The 17,340-nt window shown below is 69.1% G+C and carries 17 protein-coding genes and 1 pseudogene; 7 read left to right on the plus strand and 11 right to left on the minus strand.

The window, feature by feature from the left end; translation table 11 throughout:
- Positions 1-48 precede the first annotated feature (48 nt).
- From OHN74_RS01120 to OHN74_RS01150, 5 genes are all read right to left on the minus strand, one after another.
- The gene (locus OHN74_RS01120) at positions 49-396 is read right to left on the minus strand and encodes a hypothetical protein (RefSeq protein ID WP_327692592.1); all 348 of its coding nucleotides are present in this window, start codon (positions 394-396) and stop codon (positions 49-51) included.
- A 293-nt stretch (positions 397-689) separates the two neighbouring features.
- On the minus strand, positions 690-1,352 hold the full coding sequence (locus OHN74_RS01130; protein WP_327692593.1) for an HAD family hydrolase: 663 nt from the start codon (positions 1,350-1,352) through the stop codon (positions 690-692).
- Between the two features lie 162 nt (positions 1,353-1,514).
- Entirely contained in the window at positions 1,515-1,850 is a 336-nt protein-coding gene (locus OHN74_RS01140; protein WP_443060329.1) for a GNAT family N-acetyltransferase, read from the minus strand.
- A 552-nt stretch (positions 1,851-2,402) separates the two neighbouring features.
- The gene (locus OHN74_RS01145; protein ID WP_327692594.1) at positions 2,403-2,864 is read right to left on the minus strand and encodes a hypothetical protein; all 462 of its coding nucleotides are present in this window, start codon (positions 2,862-2,864) and stop codon (positions 2,403-2,405) included.
- 412 nt (positions 2,865-3,276) lie between these two features.
- Entirely contained in the window at positions 3,277-3,723 is a 447-nt protein-coding gene (locus tag OHN74_RS01150) for a type II toxin-antitoxin system PemK/MazF family toxin (RefSeq protein ID WP_327692595.1), read from the minus strand.
- A 117-nt stretch (positions 3,724-3,840) separates the two neighbouring features.
- Here OHN74_RS01150 and OHN74_RS01155 point away from each other — a divergent pair.
- Positions 3,841-4,526, plus strand: a pseudogene (locus OHN74_RS01155) (IS701 family transposase).
- Between the two features lie 692 nt (positions 4,527-5,218).
- Here the strand turns inward: OHN74_RS01155 and OHN74_RS01160 are convergent.
- Both OHN74_RS01160 and OHN74_RS01165 read right to left on the minus strand, forming a co-directional pair.
- Positions 5,219-5,557 carry a thioredoxin family protein gene (locus OHN74_RS01160; protein ID WP_327692596.1) on the minus strand — a complete coding sequence of 113 codons (339 nt, stop codon included), beginning with the start codon at positions 5,555-5,557 and terminating at the stop codon, positions 5,219-5,221.
- Between the two features lie 439 nt (positions 5,558-5,996).
- The gene (locus OHN74_RS01165; protein ID WP_327692597.1) at positions 5,997-7,136 is read right to left on the minus strand and encodes a helix-turn-helix domain-containing protein; all 1,140 of its coding nucleotides are present in this window, start codon (positions 7,134-7,136) and stop codon (positions 5,997-5,999) included.
- Between the two features lie 86 nt (positions 7,137-7,222).
- Here OHN74_RS01165 and OHN74_RS01170 point away from each other — a divergent pair, with 86 nt between their 5' ends.
- Genes OHN74_RS01170 through OHN74_RS01180 form a run of 3 tightly spaced genes read left to right on the plus strand, consistent with a single transcriptional unit; the run spans position 7,223 to position 9,629 of the window.
- On the plus strand, positions 7,223-8,278 hold the full coding sequence (locus OHN74_RS01170) for a ferredoxin reductase (protein WP_327692598.1): 1,056 nt from the start codon (positions 7,223-7,225) through the stop codon (positions 8,276-8,278).
- Positions 8,279-8,285: 7 nt separating this feature from the next.
- Positions 8,286-9,404: a fatty acid desaturase family protein gene (locus tag OHN74_RS01175; protein ID WP_327692599.1), complete on the plus strand. Its 1,119-nt coding sequence runs from the start codon at positions 8,286-8,288 to the stop codon at positions 9,402-9,404.
- 9 nt (positions 9,405-9,413) lie between these two features.
- Positions 9,414-9,629 (plus strand): DUF6207 family protein, encoded by a 216-nt coding sequence (locus OHN74_RS01180; RefSeq protein WP_327692600.1) that lies wholly within the window; start codon positions 9,414-9,416, stop codon positions 9,627-9,629.
- Between the two features lie 186 nt (positions 9,630-9,815).
- On the opposite strand, the gene OHN74_RS01185 is transcribed toward OHN74_RS01180, so the two are convergent.
- A complete protein-coding gene (locus tag OHN74_RS01185) occupies positions 9,816-11,039 on the minus strand; it encodes a DUF418 domain-containing protein (RefSeq protein WP_327692601.1) in 1,224 nt (407 codons plus the stop codon).
- Positions 11,040-11,241: 202 nt separating this feature from the next.
- Here OHN74_RS01185 and OHN74_RS01190 point away from each other — a divergent pair, with 202 nt between their 5' ends.
- Both OHN74_RS01190 and OHN74_RS01195 read left to right on the plus strand, forming a co-directional pair.
- Complete coding sequence (locus tag OHN74_RS01190; protein ID WP_327699942.1) at positions 11,242-11,901, plus strand: response regulator transcription factor; 660 nt, start codon at positions 11,242-11,244, stop codon at positions 11,899-11,901.
- On the plus strand, positions 11,898-13,016 hold the full coding sequence (locus tag OHN74_RS01195; protein ID WP_327692602.1) for a sensor histidine kinase: 1,119 nt from the start codon (positions 11,898-11,900) through the stop codon (positions 13,014-13,016). Before OHN74_RS01190 ends, OHN74_RS01195 begins: the two co-directional genes overlap by 4 nt.
- Before the next feature lie 291 nt (positions 13,017-13,307).
- On the opposite strand, the gene OHN74_RS01200 is transcribed toward OHN74_RS01195, so the two are convergent.
- Both OHN74_RS01200 and OHN74_RS01205 read right to left on the minus strand, forming a co-directional pair.
- Positions 13,308-15,104 carry an ABC transporter ATP-binding protein gene (locus tag OHN74_RS01200; RefSeq protein WP_327692603.1) on the minus strand — a complete coding sequence of 599 codons (1,797 nt, stop codon included), beginning with the start codon at positions 15,102-15,104 and terminating at the stop codon, positions 13,308-13,310.
- A gap of 75 nt (positions 15,105-15,179) precedes the next feature.
- Positions 15,180-15,392 (minus strand): hypothetical protein, encoded by a 213-nt coding sequence (locus OHN74_RS01205; protein ID WP_327692604.1) that lies wholly within the window; start codon positions 15,390-15,392, stop codon positions 15,180-15,182.
- A 215-nt stretch (positions 15,393-15,607) separates the two neighbouring features.
- On the opposite strand from OHN74_RS01205, the gene OHN74_RS01210 reads away from it, so the two are divergent.
- Positions 15,608-16,879 (plus strand): DUF418 domain-containing protein, encoded by a 1,272-nt coding sequence (locus OHN74_RS01210; protein ID WP_327692605.1) that lies wholly within the window; start codon positions 15,608-15,610, stop codon positions 16,877-16,879.
- Between the two features lie 76 nt (positions 16,880-16,955).
- Here the strand turns inward: OHN74_RS01210 and OHN74_RS01215 are convergent, their stop codons facing one another.
- On the minus strand, positions 16,956-17,294 hold the full coding sequence (locus OHN74_RS01215) for a RacP protein (protein ID WP_327692606.1): 339 nt from the start codon (positions 17,292-17,294) through the stop codon (positions 16,956-16,958).
- Between the last annotated feature and the right edge of the window lie 46 nt (positions 17,295-17,340).

The raw sequence follows: 17,340 nt of genomic DNA on the forward strand, positions 1-17,340 counted from the left end.
TGATCGGTTACCACACTGATCCACGTCGACCTGGTTTTCGCTCAGCACTCACTCGCTCTCAACAGCATCGACCGAACCCCACTGAGACTGGACACCATCACTTACGGGACAAGTCTTGGACAGCCCTGTCTTCGACCACGGTGGGTCGGCCGGACTGTGTGATGGAAGATGTGGGCCCTCCAGGCCCTTCGCCAAGTCGAGGACGTACACGGTGTTGGTGTCCGTGTCGGGGCGGGCGACGAGTTGGCGGACCGCGTCGAGCGCGTCTCCCCCGCTGAAGGCGGCCTGCTGCTGGTCGCACGTGGTGTAGAAGTGGTAGGCGCCGATGCCCTCGTCGGCCGGCGTCAGAAGCTGGGCGGGTGTGGACAGGCGAGCGAAGGTGTCCGGGTGCGTCATCCCGCTCCTCCTCGCGTGGTGAGCAGGTAACGACTTCCCGGAGTGCGGTCGTCGGCGCCCGAGGATCCAGCCCGCGTCGGTCAGCGTGGCCGGGTATCTGCTGACCTACACGCTCACCAGGGTTCCGAGGTGAACCTGGTCCTCCAGCTGATCTTGAAGCGTTATGAGAAGAGCTCGATCACCCTGACCACGAACAAGACCTTCAGCAAACCGCACATGTTCCGGCGAACCTGTGTCAGGCAGTGCCGAAACATCACTGGTTCGACCTGGGCAGAGAGAGCAGGTCGGTGCCGTTACCGTTGCCGCTCTGTCTGGATGCCGATGACATAGTGGATCGCGGATGCGACGTTGTCGGCGACATGGGTGGGTCGGTAGGCCGCCTCGGTCCACGGTCGGCCGCCTGACACCCAGACGCTCGAGACATCAAGCCTGTGCGCACCGGCGATGTCGGCCTGGGGTGAGTCGCCGATGATCCAGGCCTCCTGGAGGGAGGCTCCGACGGCCGTTGCCGCCGCCTTGAAGATCGCCGGATCGGGCTTCTTGTGGCCCACTTCCTCGGAGATCGTCCATCCATGGACCAGCCGGTCGAGTCCGGTGTTCCGGATCTTGGCTTCTTGTTGCACGGTTCGGCCGTTGGTGACGATCATGCAGGACCAGCCCTCGGTGGTTGCCTTGCTTAGCGCGTTGCGGGTGGCTTCGGCCAGGACAACCCGATCCGCGGCGCCACGATCGAGAAAGACGCGGATGGCGGTCTCGCGCAGGGACGCTCCGTACCGTTCGGCTACGGCCGTGGCGAGAGCTTCCCTGGATGTGTATCCGCTGGCGTCGGTGGACATCAGCCATTCAATGTCGGATTCGGGCAGTGCGTGCTCGGCCAGGAAAGCGGCCGTCGCGTCCCGGAAGGCGGCATCGCGATCGACCAAGGTGTTGTCGAGGTCGAGCATCAGCAACGGCATGCCCGGCAGTAGATCACGTCCAGTACTGCGAGGGCAGGCACTGTAAGACGTTTGGCGGTCCCCCGCGATCTCCTGACCGGCGCTGGTCGCTCTTGTCGGTCCCCACCAGTTGGCGGGGGCGGACCCGGCGGGCGGGCACCGAGTAGAGGTTGCCGCCAGTGGCTATCGGGCAGTCCTTGCCGACCGGCGCCTCCGCGATCCGCGATGTGCGATGTGCCCGGCCCGGAAAAGACGCTTGGCCATGCCGAGGCGTTCATACGTGGCGATGGCCGGGGCGTTGCCGGTGAGCACCATGAGCGTGGCCCGGCCGTGCTGGTTGACGAGGGTGTCCACCAAGAAGCCGTACACGGCCCGCGCAAGACCGCGCCTGCGGGCGCCTGGGTGGGTGACCACACCGCCCATGAACCCGCATCCGGCCGCGGTCCATGTGTCCGCCGCCACCGCCAGCGGTTGCGCCCCGACGCTGCTGTCCACTTCGCCGTCGCCGCGTCGTGGCACCAGGCGCGTACCCCCCGGCCCCAGTCCGTCACCGCCTTGTCCCTGGGCGGCCCAGACCGGATGCCCGTCGCCGGCCGCGGCTGCTCGATGTCGCTGAGCCGTGCAAGTTCCTCGATACGCCGTGCCTACCAGGCGTTCTTGGAGGCCCGCTGCCACCCAGCCCTCATCGATTGCCACACATGATCACGTATCTGACCATACTTGGGGAATGCGAATGCGAGGTGGCCGCCGACATCCTCCGCCCTCGATCTCAATGGCCCCCGCCGCGCCCTCACCCACTTCGATCAGGCACGACACGTCCGGTACGCGGCCGACCGCTAGGTCCGCGACCACATCGTCGGCCTCACCCGCACCGTCCCCGCCCACCTGCAGACCGGTGCCCCGGACGCCGCGTGCGCCGTCGCGACCAACGCCTGCACCCGGAACGCCACCCTCAACTCTTCACGGCCTTCGAACGCCCTTGAGACCCTCCGCAACGAGCTCACGACCACCGGCACATGCGGGTGGTCCGACACTTTCTGCTGCTCAGCGCCTGCCCTCAGGGAGACCCGGTCACCACGAGAGCCCGTCGCTCTCCCGCCAGATCTCGTGGACTTGCAGATCCGGAGACGAGTAGAACAGCACACCACCGTCGTAGAGGCGGTAGCGATACCGGCCGACCCGCTCCAGGTGACGCCGACGCGACGGGTCGCCTTCGGGCAGAACGAGCGCAACGGACCCGCGACAGTCACGCAGGACGCCCCGCGACGTGATCTTCCCGGTGATGATCGCCACGAAGGTGTCGACCATGAGCTGGGCTGCGTTGCCGTGCATCGGGTCGGGGCCGCAGAATCCGGTCATGCCCGCCACTCCCGTGATCTCGATGTCCTCGGAGCCGGGCGCCCGCCCAAGGGCGATTGCTTCCCGTACTCCGGTGATCGTGAGGCGGTGGTCGTGGGTGGTGTGACGGTCCGGGCACATGACGCGAACGCTCCCGGCTTCGGCATAGGCCATGGGCGATGCGTCGGCCTTCAAGGGACGAACCTAGCCGTGCGCGTGCATGGTCTCGGTCTCCCCGTCGTTGGGGGCAGTGCCAGACCCCGCGCTGAGAACTGCCCCTACAGGCCGAGAAAGTCGGACGGGCCAGCCTCTCGCTCGTCACCCGCATCTCTTCGGATCACGGGGAGCACGCCACCGGCCGCGCGCGCTACATCCGCTTCAACTTCACCGGCACCCGCAACACCATCTCTCCGGAGGAACACGCTGGTATTCCCGTTATCTCGCACCCGCCGACCAGCCCACGGCCCGGGTACTCGACGGAGTCCACGGCAAGTACTCCAGCCGTAGATCACGATCTTGTGAGTGGGCGCGCCGCTGAATTCGCGCGGCCACCATTGACCCTCTCGACGAGACCGCCGCGCCATCGGCGGCGTCCATCCCTCTCCGCCTACTTGAGTCCACCGAGACGAAGAGCGTCCTCGATCTCGCTGAGTTTCGCGGACGGCAGGACGCCCGCCTGCCCGATCAGGTCTTCCCTGGCCAGGGTGACCAACCAATTGCAAGGGATGAGGTCGGGACGTGGAAGTGCGACTCTCAGGACGCCTTCGAGAGGCAGTCCTTCGGGAGCACCTACTGCCACCTCAACGGCCACGCCGCTGAGATCGGTGCCTGCGGGAGCGACGACCTGCATCGCCAAGAAACCGGACGCATCTTCTCCCGACAGCAGGACAACTGCCCGCTGCTCGTTGAAATCAGCCCACCAGACTTCGCCACGCCGCATATGTCCTCCTGATACGAGACGGCCCGCCTGCGTGGCCCCATCGACCGCCGCCCACTCCAGGCACAGATCGTCATGTCGGCTGGTCAGGGTCGACGACAAGACGGCCGAGGTCACCCATGGTCATCGTGAGCTGTGTGCACAAACGAAGATCATGCGGTGGCCGCAGCTCACAGCGTAGACCCTGCCCGGTGGCAGGAGGCGTTCGAGGCTCTGACGAGCCGGACAGCGGCGATGTTCGCGCGAGTCGAACCACGCCTTCGGGCGCGGGACTTCGTGCGCGGGCTGCTGGCGGACCGGCCGTGGAAGAACTGCTGGACAATCGCCGAGTGGGCCGGAGAGGCGAGCCCTGATTTCATGCAGCACCTGCTGGGCCGGGCCAAGTGGGATGCTGATCCGGTAGGCGATGACGTACGGGAGTACGTGGTGGAGCATCTGCACGACCCAGATGCGGTCCTGGTCGTCGACGAGACCGGAGACGTGAAGAAGGGCACGCACACCGTCGAGGTGCAGCGCCAGTACACCGGCACCGCCGGCAGGATAGCAAATCCCAGGTCGCCGTCTGTCTCGTCTACGCGGGCCGCCGCGGACACGCGGCAGTGAACCGCGAGCCGTGCATTCCGAGCTCGTGCACATGCGACCCGGACCGCTGCCGGGCTGCGGGCCTGGAGGAGGACACCGTCCTCGCGACCAAGCCTGAGCTGGCCGCCCGCATGATGGGCCGTTTCCTTGACTCCGAGCACCGCGCGGACTGGGTGGCGGGAGACGAGGTCTACGGCGGCAACCCGAAACTGCGGTTCGCGCTGCAAAAGCGCGGGGTCGCCTGCGTGCTCGCCATGGCCTGCTCCCACGAAGTCACCACCGCGGCAGGGAAGTTCCGAGCGGATGCCCTTGCCGCCATGGTGCCCAAGCGGGCCTGACAGAAGCCACCAGCTCCTGATCCGCCGCAACCGCACCACCGGTGAACTGGCCTACTACCGCTGTTGGTCGCCCCGCCCGGCGCCCCTGACCACACTGGTCCGCGTCGCCGAGTCAAGATGGCGGATGGAGGAAACCTGCCCCCCGGAAAGGGTCTTGGCTGGACTGGACGAGCACCGGGTTCGCCGCTTCACCGCCTGGTCCCGCTGGCTCACCCTGACCATGCTCGCTCACGCCTTCATCACCGTCGTCCACGCCGACGAACGCGCCCGCCAGGTGGGTCCCTCGCCTGCGCGCAGAGCGACGTCGTCACGGACAACACCGGCTGGCGCGGGCACCGACTACAACAGCACGAGCTGGAACGTCAGCCAGCTCATCGCCCCCAGTGCAACGTCTCCGGCAACATTGAGAGCACCGGCACACTCAACGCCACATTGTCCGGCGGCTACTTCTGGACCTGCGGCACCTCCCGCGGCAGCGCGATGACCCTCAACAGAGACGCGGAGCGGCAGGGTCGGTCGGCGGCAGGGGAACGTGCGCGATGCCGTGCGGATCCCAGTGGTCGTCGGGTCGCGATGGCGTCGGCGGCGATAGTGCTCGCGGTGCGGGGTGTCTCAGCCCCAAGGTGTCTCAGGCGGCGCAGCTCCCATGGACGAAGCGGACGGGCGTCGCGGCCACGTGCCGCAGCGGTCGCTCAGAGGTGGCCGTCCAGGAACTGTCGTACCTCGGTGATGGTCGTCGGCCCCGTGCCGTGCGCCACCGCCTCCCCCTCCTTCAGCAGGACGTAGGACGCGGCTCCGGTGATCCCGTATCGCTCGGTCGCAGCCGGACAGCGCGTGATGTCTACGCGGATGGCCGTCAGTCGGCCCGTGTAGTCGTCGGCGATGCCACCCACGACGAGGTCCATCACCCGGCAGGGCTCGATTGCCTTGGGCCATGTCCCGGTGAAGTATGCGAGGACCGGAACTGTGCTCATCCCGAGGATGAAATTGAACTCCGCGTCCTCACGGGGTCGGTGAACCCGCTTCGCCATGGAAGCTCCTGACCTCATATTCCGTCATTCCATCCCCATCATCCCTCGCGCGGTGTGCCGGCCCGGCCCGGCTCGGTCGGTCGTCCGGTGGTTGACCTGTGGGAAGGCAGGCACGGGGCCGTCGCAGAACCACGGTGGTCCCCCGGCACGAGCGGCCCAGCCCCCTGTGCCTGGTGACCCGACCTGGCCGCCCCGCCGGTCATCCGGTCATCCGGCTGCAGCCCGCGTGCTCCTGGGGTCAGCTCGTGCCAGGACAGCGCCCTCCACGCCACGGGCTTCCCGAGGGCTCGTCCGGTCTGCACATCAGCCCCCGACTGTCTCAACCGGCCGATGCCGCTCTTCGACAGGCCGCATGAACCAGCTGACAGCACCGAGAACGAGGCATGATTCCTGGATCGCTCGCGGACGCGGACGCGGTCGTGGACGGTCGGCGTACGCGTCAGCTGACCCGAAGACCGACTGCCAGCGTCAGTTCAAGGACCCGGTCTGGCGACGCGAGATCCGGAAACAGCTCCCGCAGCTGCGACATCCGGTACCGGACCGTCTGGGGATGGACGAACAACGCCGCCGCCACCTCGTCCCGCCTGCCCTGGTGCAGCAGCCACGCTCGCAACGTCTCCTCCAGCCGTCGCGCCGTCGGAACGGACAAGGTCCGCAACGGTGCGAGGGCTCGGGCACGCAGGTCTGCGAACGCGTCCGCGTCGGCGCTCAGCACCAGCTCGGGCAGGTGGTCCTCGGTGTCGCGGATGTCGGAGGAGAGGGAGCGCGCGCGTGCGGCTCGTGCGTACGAGGCGGACGCACGAGTCCATGGCCGGGGCGGGCCGGCCACGGCGGTGCGGTCGGTCAGCTGCCGCAGGAGATGTGATCGGTCGGCGTCGGGGACGAGCAGCACACCGGTGGCGTCCGGCAGATCATCGAGGACGAGGGTGCTCGGGTCGAGTGCGCGGTAGGCCGGCCGGGCCTGGGCGGCGGGCAGCAGGACCGCGGTCAGTGAAACCGGAGGCTGCCACCCGGCCCGTTGAGCAGAGGCCAGCAGTACGTCCGGGCTCGCGCCGGCGAGGAGGTCGCGGGCCAGGTGTTCCAGGTGGCGCTCCTGGTCCCTGCCCCGGGCGGCCAGTTCGTCGGCGTGGCCCGCGGCGCTCGCGGCGGAGAGCTCGTCGATGTAGGCGAAGGTCAGTTCGGCGAACTTGGCGACCTCGGCGGCGGGCAGACCCGCGGGTACGGCACCCGCTGCCAGGCATCGCCAGGCCACGCGGGCGCCGACGCGGTAGGCGCTGAGCAGGGCGTCCATCGAACGGCCGTCGCGCACCTCGCCGCGGCCCAGCTCGTAGGCCGCGTCACCGGCGTCGCCGCCCGTGGCGTTCCCACTCGCGAGGTCCAGGTAGTGTCCCAGGGCGGTGCGGACGGCTCGGCGGATGGTGGCGCCCATGTGGCCCGAAAGGGCGTTGGCGTAGGAAGGGACCTCGTCGATGATCGCCTGGACGACCTCGTCGGCGGTGGCCTTCAGCGCGGCCCGAAGTGCGGTGACCGTCGTCTCATCCAGGACCAGTTCGCTGGCCCTCCGGACTGCATAGCTCATTTTTTGTTCCCTGCGAACAATTAGGCCGACCAGATTCACGTCCTACGGACAGGACTTTACGCCCTGAGGCGCAGCAAGCTGGAGTCATGACGAGTGCAGCCCTCCGCAGCAGGGCGTGGAAAATGCTGGAGATGGTCACGACGCCGCTGCTGCCGTCGGACTACCTCGACCTGGTCAGCCCGCTGCGTGCGGGCGCCGACCTGCGTGGGCGCATCGAGGCCGTGCACCCCGAGACGGGTGACGCCGCGACCATCGTGATCAGACCGGGACGGGGCTGGCGCGGCCACACGGCCGGTCAGTACATGCGGATCGGCGTCGACATCGACGGGGTGCGCCTGTGGCGTGCCTACTCCATCACCTCGCCGACGAACCGCAAGGACGGCCGCGTCACGATCACCGTGAAGGCGATCCCGGACGGCAAGGTCAGCAACCACCTGGTCCGCAGGGCGAAACCGGGCACGCTGATCCAGCTCGACCAGGCGACCGGTGACTTCGTGCTGCCGCAGGCCAAGCCCGCCAAGGTGCTCTACCTGACGGCCGGCAGCGGCATCACGCCTGTGATGGGAATGCTGCGCGACACCGAGTTCGACGACGTCGTCATGATCCACTCCGCACCACAGCCGCAGGACGTGATCTTCCGCACCGATCTGCACAAGCTGGTCGCGGACAAGAGGCTGCGTCTCACCGAGGTGCACACCGACACGGACGGCGTGCTCGACATCGCCCGTCTCGACGAGCTCGTACCCGACTGGGCCGAGCGCGAGACCTGGGCTTGCGGGCCCGCGGGCATGCTCGACGCCGCCGAAGTGCACTGGACCGAGCACGGCGTACGGGAGCGCCTGCACACCGAACGCTTCCGCCCCAGCATCGTCGTCGCCGGCGACGGCGGCGAGGTCACGTTCAGCACCACCGGCAAGACCGTCGACGCGGACGGCGCCACGCCGTTGCTGGACGTCGGCGAGGAGGCCGGCGTGCTCATGCCGTCCGGGTGCCGCATGGGCATCTGCTTCGGCTGCGTCACACCGCTCAAGGCGGGCGCCGTACGCGACCTGCGCACCGGTGAGATCACCGAGGCCGAGCCGGGCGTCCTCATCCAGACCTGCGTGTCCGCCGCCGCGGGCCCCTGCGACATCGAACGGTAGGAACACCTTGACCGCCACCGACCCCACCGCCCACCTGACCGCGGAGCAGATCGAGGAGCTCGGCCGCGAACTGGACGCGATCCGCGACGAGGTGCTCGCCGACCGCGGCGAGAAGGACGCCGCCTACATCCGCAAGGTCATCTCGGCGCAGCGCAAGCTCGAGCTGGTCAGCCGGGGCGTGCTGCTGTTCTCGCTCTTCCCGCCCGCGTGGCTGATCGGCACCGCCGGTCTGTCCGTGGCGAAGATCATGGACAACATGGAGATCGGCCACAACATCCTGCACGGCCAGTGGGACTGGATGCGGGACCCGAAGATCCACTCCACCACCTGGGAGTGGGATCACGTCTCGCCGTCCGAGCAGTGGAAGCACTCGCACAACGAGCTGCACCACACGTACACCAACGTGATCGGCAAGGACAACGACCTCGGCTACGGCATCATGCGCGTCGACGAGGACCAGAGGTGGCACCCGTTCCACCTCGGCCAGCCGCTGTGGAACTTCCTCAACGCGTGCTTCTTCGAGTACGGCATCGCGGCGTACGACCTGGAGCTCGGCAAGAACCTGCACAAGCGCCGCCGCAAGAACCCGGAGTTCCGCGCGCGGGCCAGGGCCGTGGGCCGCAAGATCCGCAAGCAGGTGCTCAAGGACTACGTGATCCACCCGCTGCTGTCGGGCCCCTCCTTCCTCCCCACGCTCGCCGCCACGTTCACCGCGAACCTGGTCCGCAACATCTGGACCCACTCGGTGATCATGTGCGGGCACTTCCCCGAAGGCGTACAGGTCTTCGAGCGCCGCTCGATCAAGGGCGAGACGCGCGGCCAGTGGTACCTGCGCCAGATGATGGGCTCGGCGAACATCAGCGGCAGCAAGGCCATGCACTTCATGACCGGCAACCTGTCGCACCAGATCGAGCACCACCTCTTCCCGGACCTGCCGAGCAACCGGTACGCCGAGGTCGCGGTGAAGGTGCGCGCGCTGTTCGAGAAGTACGAGCTGGAGTACGTCACCGGTCCGCTGCCCAAGCAGGTGTTCTCCGCGTGGCACAAGGTCTTCCGGCTCTCGCTGCCGAACAAGAAGCCCAAGGTCAAGACACCGGATCGCGAGCAGGAGCTCGTCGCGGCCTGATTCCCGGTATTGGTTCAGTTCTTTCGGCCGTACGGCGCCGCCGCCGGGTTCGGTGAGATCCGTTGCGGACGGTGGGCGTCCGCGAAGGCGGACCATCCGACGCGGGATGCGGGGCAGCCCGGCGTCCGGCTGCACTGCCTGGACGTGCGCAGGAATCTCAGCGCACAGCCCCGGCGTGGTGTCGCCACGCGCTGTCCCAGCCCTGCTGCCGGGGCGGGTGGGTGAGCCGAAGTGGGACAGGTGACAGAGCCTGGTCTGTTTCGGCGCGGGGCGGGTGGTACTGCGCTCCAGGCGCGGCACCGAGACGGCCGGCCTCCCCCGAGGTGATCGCCGGGACCGCGCAGCTGCCGGAGGCGACGGCGCTGGACGGGGTTGTGTGACCTGCACGGGCGTCTTGAGTGCTCGGCTGTCTCATTGAACTCGTCGGGCGATCCCGGTCGCCCTGCCCATCAGCCATTCGAGCGGTCCCCGTGGGAAGAAGCGGGACCATACGGTGGCCAGGACGGCGACAGAGGTGACGAAGCCGAGCAGGACGTACAGCGGCTGAACGGTCAGGGTCTCGGTGTCCAGGAGCCAGATGGCAACGATGTGGGAGACGTACGCCGTCAGCGACATCGTGCCGACCGCGATGACGGGCTTGGCCAGGCGGCGCAGCCGGGGAAGGGCGTCCATGGCGGCCAGGCACACGGTGATCACGAGGATCGCCACACCGGTGGCGCCCACGATGGACAGGGTCGCCTCGCTGTGCGGGGCGGAGGCCAGCATCCCGGCGGGGATGTCGCCGAAGATGCCGATGCTGTCGGGCGATACGGACGGCATCGACGATCCGGACGGCATGGATGACATGCCCGAACCGTGTTCGGCTTTCCGGACGGCTTCGGCGGCACCGGGCACGAGACGCACCGCCAGCCAGGAGCCGCCGTAGGCGGTGACGGCGAGGGCGACACCGGTTAGGGCAAGGCGTATCCGGACAGCCGTGGCGGCCAGGTCGCAGCGGGCGACAGCCATGCCGGCGATGACGAACGGGACCCAGGTCAGGGCCGGATAGCCGCCGGTGAAGAACAGCGAGACGGGCCCGTCGGCCTGGCCGTGGGAGAGGAATACGCGGCCGCCGACCACCGGCTTCAGCGCGTACAGCAGCTGAGGGCCCACCAGGGACCAGCCCAGCGCGATCAGCGCCAGCGGCTTGGTGCCCAACCGGTACAGCGGGAGCACGAGCAGGAAGAACAGCCCGTAGAAGGCGAGGATCGGCACGACCGGGGTGCCGGTCAAGGTCAGGGCGGTGCCGAGGGCCATCAGGATCACGGCCCGGATGACGACCTTTGCGACGGCCTGGCGGCCGGCCAGACCGGTCTTCGGTGTGTGGCGCCCCGTGATGAGGGCGACCGCGAAGCCGGCCAGAACGGCGAACAGGGCGGAGGAACGGCCTTGTGCCAGCTCCATCAGGAAGCCGATGACACCGCCCTGGCCCGGGGCGGGGCCCACATGGACCGCGTACATGCCGAAGACGGCCAGGCCGCGGGCCAGGTCCAGTCCGACCAGCCGGCCCATGCCGGGCGCGCCCGTCGTGGGCTCACCGCGCTCATGGTCAGGGGATGGTGCGACGGCCGACGAGGAGTCTGCGCGCTGTGTCATGGCTCTCAGGCTGGAGTCCGGGCGAGCCGCGGTGTATCCGGCAGAGGGCTGCCGTGACCCTGCCGACCGGAGGGCGATACCCCGCCGGGTGGCTGGAGCTGCCACCCGAGACGCTGCAGGGACGCTCCGGGGCTTTAGGGTCGAGGCGGTACGAGCCGGGCGGTAGGGACGAAGGTGAGGCGGAGGGCACGTGATCCGGGTAGTGGTGGTGGACGACGAGGCTTTGGTCCGCTCGGGGTTCGGGCTCATTCTCGGCACGTCCGAGGACATCGAGGTCGTCGCGACCGCGAGCGGCGGCGATGCCGTGGACACCGTCCGCCGGGAGCGGCCCGACGTGGTGCTGCTGGACATCCGGATGCCGGACGTCGACGGACTCACCGTCCTGCGCGAGCTGCGGACGATGCCGGCTGCCCCGGTGGTGGCGATGCTGACCACGTTCGACGCCGACGAGTACATCCTGACCGCGCTGCACTCCGGCGCGGCCGGATTCCTGCTCAAGGACACCGAGCCGGAGCAGCTCGCCCACCTGGTACGCACCCTCGCCGCGGGAGGTGTGGTGCTGTCCGCCAAGGCGTCGCGGACCCTGCTGCACAGCCACCCGGGCACCCGGCCGGCCGTCGACGAGGAGGCGGCCCGCGTCCGGCTGCTCACCGCCCGTGAGCGCGAAGTCCTCGTCCTGGTGGCCGAGGGGTTGTCGAACGCCGACATCGGCGCGCGCGTCCACCTGGGTGTCGGCACAGTGAAGGACCACGTCAGCGCGATCCTCACGAAGCTGCGGGTGACCAGCCGGGTGCAGGCCGCGCTGCTCGCGCAGCGGTCCGGGCTGCTCGATGAGCGCCCGCAGCCCAAGGCCACACGATGAGCCGGGCACGTGCTCTGTGGGATCGGGTGCCCGCACCGGTCGTCGACATCGTCCTGGTGGCGGTGGCGGCCGTGGACGTATGGCTGACCATGTGGGACCACACGCGCCTCGGCGTCGGGCCGGCCACGCTCGGCTGTGCCGCGTTGGTCTTCCGGCGCAGGTTCCCGCTCGGCGTCTTCCTGCTCACCCTGCCCATCGCACTGACGCAGCCGGTCGCCCTCGCCCCGCTTGTGGCACTGTTCACCCTGGCCGAACGCTCCCGCAGCCGCCCTCTCCTCGCAGGATGCGTCGCCCTGACCGCCATGGCAAGCAGCTTTCCGTGGCCCTTGGCCAGTTTCTCCGAGGTCGGCCGGACCATGACGCTGATCGACTTCGTGTACAGCCTGGCCACCGCTGCCGCCCCGGTCCTTTTCGGGCAACTCCTCCAGGCACACCGGGACTTGGCGCGGCGGCTGACGGAGATCGAGGAGGCCAGGGAGCATGAGCGGGCCCTGCATGCCCAGGCCGTGCTCGCCCGCGAACGTGCCCAACTGGCCCGTGAGATGCACGACGTGGTCTCCCACCAGGTCAGCCTTATCGCCGTCCAGGCGGGAGCCATGCAGGTCGCCGCCAAGGACCCGAACGTCAAAGAGGCCGCCCGTACGATCCGTTCGCTGAGCGTCACCACACTCGACGAACTGCGCACCATGGTCACGCTGCTGCGCGCCTCCGGCGGCCAGGCCACCGAGCTGACTCCTCAGCCCACCCTGGCCGACCTGCACAAACTGGTGGAATCAAGCGGCACTCACGCACAGCTGACGGGCGAACTCCCGCCCGTCGTGAGCACACCGGCCCAGCGGGCTCTGTACCGCACGGTCCAGGAGGCGCTGACCAATGTCCGCAAGCACGCCCCCGGCGCCACGGCCTACGTCGAGCTGTGGCAGGACGGCAACCACGTCGGCGTGACCGTCGCCAACACCTCTCCCACGCGCCCTTCTCTGTCCCTTCCCGGATCACAGCAGGGTTTGGTCGGCCTGCGGGAACGGGCTGACATCCTGCACGGGACACTTCAGGCGGGCCCGACCGCGGACGGCGGCTACCGGGTGCGGCTGCGGATTCCGCTCGGCGCGGACTGACCGACCAGGACCCCTCGCCGGCTCAGTGGGTCTGCGCCGGCTCACCAGACCCACCGCTCTGGGAGCGCGGCGACGGCGGAGCTCGAGATCAAGAGCCTTTACACGCCGCCGAACAGCGCAGTCGGCTGCGCCGGCCAGTCGCACACCGCACCACATCTGTAAGGGATGGCGGACTCGGTGTGCACGCGGAGCCTTTCACGGTCATGGCTGTTCCGTCGGTGTCGGTGCGTGTGGTCGTCCGGCCGGATCGGGGCGGTGGACGACCGGACAGCCCTGAGTGCGGTGGGTGGGTCATCGCGTGGGGACCAGGAACTGGGTGGCCGCCAGTTGCCCGTACAGCCGGTCCTGGACCACAAGTTCCTCGTGGGTGCCCACCGCCCGCACCCGTCCGGTGTCCATGACGACGATCCGGTCGGCGTCTGTCACCGTCGACAGGCGGTGGGCCACCACCAGCACGGTGGTTTCGCGGGCCACCTCCGCGACGACGTCCCGCAGCACCAGTTCGTTGACGGCGTCGAGCTGCGAGGTCGCCTCGTCCAACAGCAGCAGCCGGGGCCGCCGCAGCAGGGCGCGCGCGATGGCGATGCGCTGCCGCTCACCGCCGGACAACGTCGAGCCGCGGTGTCCGACCGGGGTGTCCAGGCCGTGGGGCAGACGGCCGACAAGGGTGTCGAGCTTCGTCCGGGCCAGGACGCCTCGGATGTCGTCGTCCGTAGCGCCGGGCGCGGCGAAGAGCAGGTTCTCCCGCAGCGTGCCGGCCAGCACCGGAGCGTCCTGCTCCACGTACCCGATGGCGGACCGCAGCTCGGACAGGGACCAGTCCCGTACGTCCTTGCCGTCGACCAGGACCCGGCCTCCGGTGGCCTCGTAGAACCGCTCGATGAGCGCGAAGACCGTCGACTTGCCCGCACCCGAGAGACCGACGAAGGCCGTCATCCCCGCGCCCGGCACCTCGAAGCCCACCTTCTGATGGATGTACGGCAGGGCCGGACGGTAGCGGAAGGACACGTCCTCGAAGCGGACCGAAGCCGGGCGCTGCACCCCGGTCCCCTGCCTGGGCAGAGCGCCCTTGCGCTGAGCGGGTGGCTCCGTCGAGAGGCGTTCCACGTACACGATCCGGGAGATCGCTGCCGCACCCTCCTGGTAGTGGGACACGGCGTCGACCAGCTTGGACACCGGTTCGATCAGGTAGAAGAGGTACAGCAGGAAGGCGATGAGGGTGGACACGGGGATCTCCCCGGACGCCACCCGCGCCCCGCCGACCGCGAGCACCGCGAGAAAGGCCAGTTGTACGGCGAGTTCGTCCGCCGAGCCTGCCACGGCCTCCCACTTCGCGCTCTTCACGCCGTGCCGCCACGCCCGCCGTGCCGCCGCCTCCACATGGGCGGTCTCCCGCTCCTCGGCACCGGACGCCTTCACTGTGCGAAACGCCCCGAAGACCCGCTCCAGCGCCACGGAGATCTCCCCGACCGCCTCCTGCGAGCGTTCGGTGGCGCGGGCGATTCTCGGCATCACCAACGCGGCGGCCCCGCCGACCAGCACGACCACGCCGAGCGTCACGCCCAGCAGAACGACGTCCAGGAACGCCATCATCACGATCGCCGCCACGAAGGTCACCGCGCCGGTGGCCGCGGAGACGACCGCCTGGGTGCTGACCGCCCGCAGCAGGGTGGTGTCCGAGGTGACCCGGGACATCAGGTCGCCCGGCGGGATCCGTTCCCACTCCGCGATCCGCAGCCGCAGCAGCCGCCCCACGAGGGTGCGCCGCGCGGCCAGGACTACCGACTCAGCCGTCCGCTCCAGCACATACGCGCCGAACGCCTCGACCGCCGTGCCGAGCACCACCAGCACGGTGAGCGCGATCAGGATCCCGGCGATGGTCCCACCTGTCGCGAGCCGGTCCACCAGAGTCTTCGTGGCCAACGGCTGCAGCAGTCCCCCGGCGGCCCCGACCAGAGCACACACCAGGCCGAGCGCGACGGGCCACCGATGCGGCCGGACATAGGCGCACAACGCCTTGACCGTCTCCAGGGCGGACAGGGGGGCCTCACAAGGCTCATCCGTCGTCGGGGCGGATGCGGTGTTCACGACGTTCCTTTCTTTCCGGGGTCTGCCGGGCACCGCGTCAGCGGTGCGGCACATCAGGGCTGAGCCGGCGTCGACTCAGCGGACGACTGCGGCCGCCATCGTGGCGAGGTGCACCAACACCTCGGATGCCTCAGGACGCACGACGAACAGGACGAAGGCCCCGGCCGCCAGCGTCAGGCCGAGGAATTCCACGAACCGGCTCCTGCCAGGGGTGACGTCGCGGCGCGGTACGTCGACCGATGGTCCGGGGAAGTCCTGGCGCTCCTTGTGTCGCGCACGGTGTGTCATGCCTCCAGCCTGGAAGCCCGGCCGCCTCGCGCCCATCCGGCAACCGCCGGGTCCGCCCCCGCCGAGTGACTGGAAAAGACCGCTGGCCGGTCCCGCCGGACCGGGCAGGGCGTGACGACTCCGCCGGTCGGCGGGGCGGTACCCGCCGACCGGCGGAGTCGTCACCGAAGCCTGCCGGATGGTCCGCGCCATGACGTCCCCGCGAGATTCTCCGTATGACAAAGTCGCAGCCGCTGCAGGAGACGTCAGCTCCGCAGGAGAACCCGCCTCCGCAGCCCCGAACCTCCGCCGAGTCGGCGGCCCTACCAGCCTCGCCCGGCCCTTCGACGGGACGCCTCGTCGGGGTGGACCTGGCCCGTGCGCTGGCGGTGTTCGGCATGTACGTCGTACACATCGGTCCCCCGCTTTCGGCCACGACCGGCGTCGCCAGCTGGATCCGGTACATGGCGGACGGCCACTCGTCGGTCCTGTTCGCCACCCTCGCCGGATTCTCACTGATGCTGCTCGCCGGCCGCCGCGAGCCCAAGACCGGCCTGGCCGGCCGCCAGGCGAAGGCCAGGATCGCGATCCGCGCCGTGGTCCTGCTCGCGCTGGGCACCGCGATGGCGATGGAATACGGCGGAGTGATCATCCTCGGCTTCTACGGCGTCTACTTCCTGCTGGCCCTGCCCCTGGTGCGACTTCGCGCCAGGACCCTCGCGATCATCGCGGCCGCCCTCGCCCTCGTCACACCACAGCTGGCGTTCGTCCTGAACTCGCTGCTGACCGAGCCGATCCGACAGGGCATCAACGCATACGACCCGCTCCACCTGCTCAGCGACGTGGGAGTGCTCGATCTGCTGTTCACCGGCTTCTACCCGACGATCACCTGGATTTCGTTCGTGGTCGCCGGTATGGCACTGGCCCGCCTCGACCTGTCCGCGACCGCCGTCCAGTGGCGCCTGGCCGCGCTCGGCGCCTCCCTCACTGTGGCCGCGTACGGCATGTCCTTGCTGCTGGCCGGCAAGAACGCGTTGGACAGCCTGGCGGAAGGCGGGCCGTCGTCCGCCAGCTCCGGATCGATGTCCGGCGGCTCCGGATCGATGCCCCTCGACAGCGGATCGTTCGAGCCCCAGGCATCGATGCTCCTGACGGCCGGGCCGCACAGCGGCACCACGTTCGACATCATCGGCAGCGCGGGAGTCGCGATCCTCGTGATCGTGGGTGCGACGGTGGCGATGGACCGCCTGCCGCGACTGCGCCGCCTGGTCGGCCCGGTCGTCGCCGTGGGCACGATGTCCCTGACCGCCTATGTCGGCCACTTCGTCGCCCAGTCCTGGCTGCCCGGGCTCGGGAACGGGTCCGGCACCGAGCAGTCCTGGGGGCCGCTCCTCATGTTCGTCCTCGGGGCGATCGTTTTCGCCGCGATCTGGTCCCGCTTCTTCCGCCGCGGCCCGCTGGAGTACCTGCTCAACGCCGCCACCACGCCGGCGAAGCACCTCCGATGAGACCAGGCCGGGGTGGCTCGACCTCCATGTCCCGCCCCGGCCTGGACCGCTCATCGATCCAGCAGGCGCATAGTCCCTACAGGCTCCACCTGTAACCCTGGATCGTCGCCGACAGGTGCACCGAAGGCCGCAGGTTCAGCTGGGCGACGATGTGGACCCACTTGTCCTGCGGGGCCAGGGCCACGTGCGGGGTGACGGTGCCCGTGATCAGCCTGCGGATCTCGGTCAGCTTCTCGTGGATCACCGGCGGTTCGTAGGACTGGAGGGCATCGCCGTCCGCGGTGAACCGGTAGCCGTCGACACGTGTGCAGATCAGCGGCGGCGAGCCCTTCTGCGCGATGAGGTCGCGCAGTATCGCGAGCTCGGAGCAGACCTGGCCACAGGTCAGTTCGGCGCCCCGGGAAAGCTGCGGCATGTGCAGGCCTGCCGCATCTTGAGCAAGTGTCGCAGACCTGGCAACA

The sequence above is a fragment of the Streptomyces sp. NBC_00459 genome (assembly GCF_036013955.1).
In the GTDB taxonomy this organism is placed as follows: domain Bacteria; phylum Actinomycetota; class Actinomycetes; order Streptomycetales; family Streptomycetaceae; genus Streptomyces.

Excerpts from the sequence above, each read along its gene's own strand:
- OHN74_RS01160 (WP_327692596.1), bottom strand. The coding sequence starts at position 5,557 with ATGGCGAAGCGGGTTCACCGACCCCGTGAGGACGCGGAGTTCAATTTC.
- OHN74_RS01170 (WP_327692598.1), top strand. The coding sequence starts at position 7,223 with ATGACGAGTGCAGCCCTCCGCAGCAGGGCGTGGAAAATGCTGGAGATG.
- OHN74_RS01120 (WP_327692592.1), bottom strand. The coding sequence starts at position 396 with ATGACGCACCCGGACACCTTCGCTCGCCTGTCCACACCCGCCCAGCTT.
- OHN74_RS01210 (WP_327692605.1), top strand. The coding sequence starts at position 15,608 with ATGACAAAGTCGCAGCCGCTGCAGGAGACGTCAGCTCCGCAGGAGAAC.
- OHN74_RS01195 (WP_327692602.1), top strand. The coding sequence starts at position 11,898 with ATGAGCCGGGCACGTGCTCTGTGGGATCGGGTGCCCGCACCGGTCGTC.
- OHN74_RS01205 (WP_327692604.1), bottom strand. The coding sequence starts at position 15,392 with ATGACACACCGTGCGCGACACAAGGAGCGCCAGGACTTCCCCGGACCA.
- OHN74_RS01130 (WP_327692593.1), bottom strand. The coding sequence starts at position 1,352 with ATGCCGTTGCTGATGCTCGACCTCGACAACACCTTGGTCGATCGCGAT.
- OHN74_RS01185 (WP_327692601.1), bottom strand. The coding sequence starts at position 11,039 with ATGACACAGCGCGCAGACTCCTCGTCGGCCGTCGCACCATCCCCTGAC.
- OHN74_RS01215 (WP_327692606.1), bottom strand. The coding sequence starts at position 17,294 with ATGCCGCAGCTTTCCCGGGGCGCCGAACTGACCTGTGGCCAGGTCTGC.
- OHN74_RS01165 (WP_327692597.1), bottom strand. The coding sequence starts at position 7,136 with ATGAGCTATGCAGTCCGGAGGGCCAGCGAACTGGTCCTGGATGAGACG.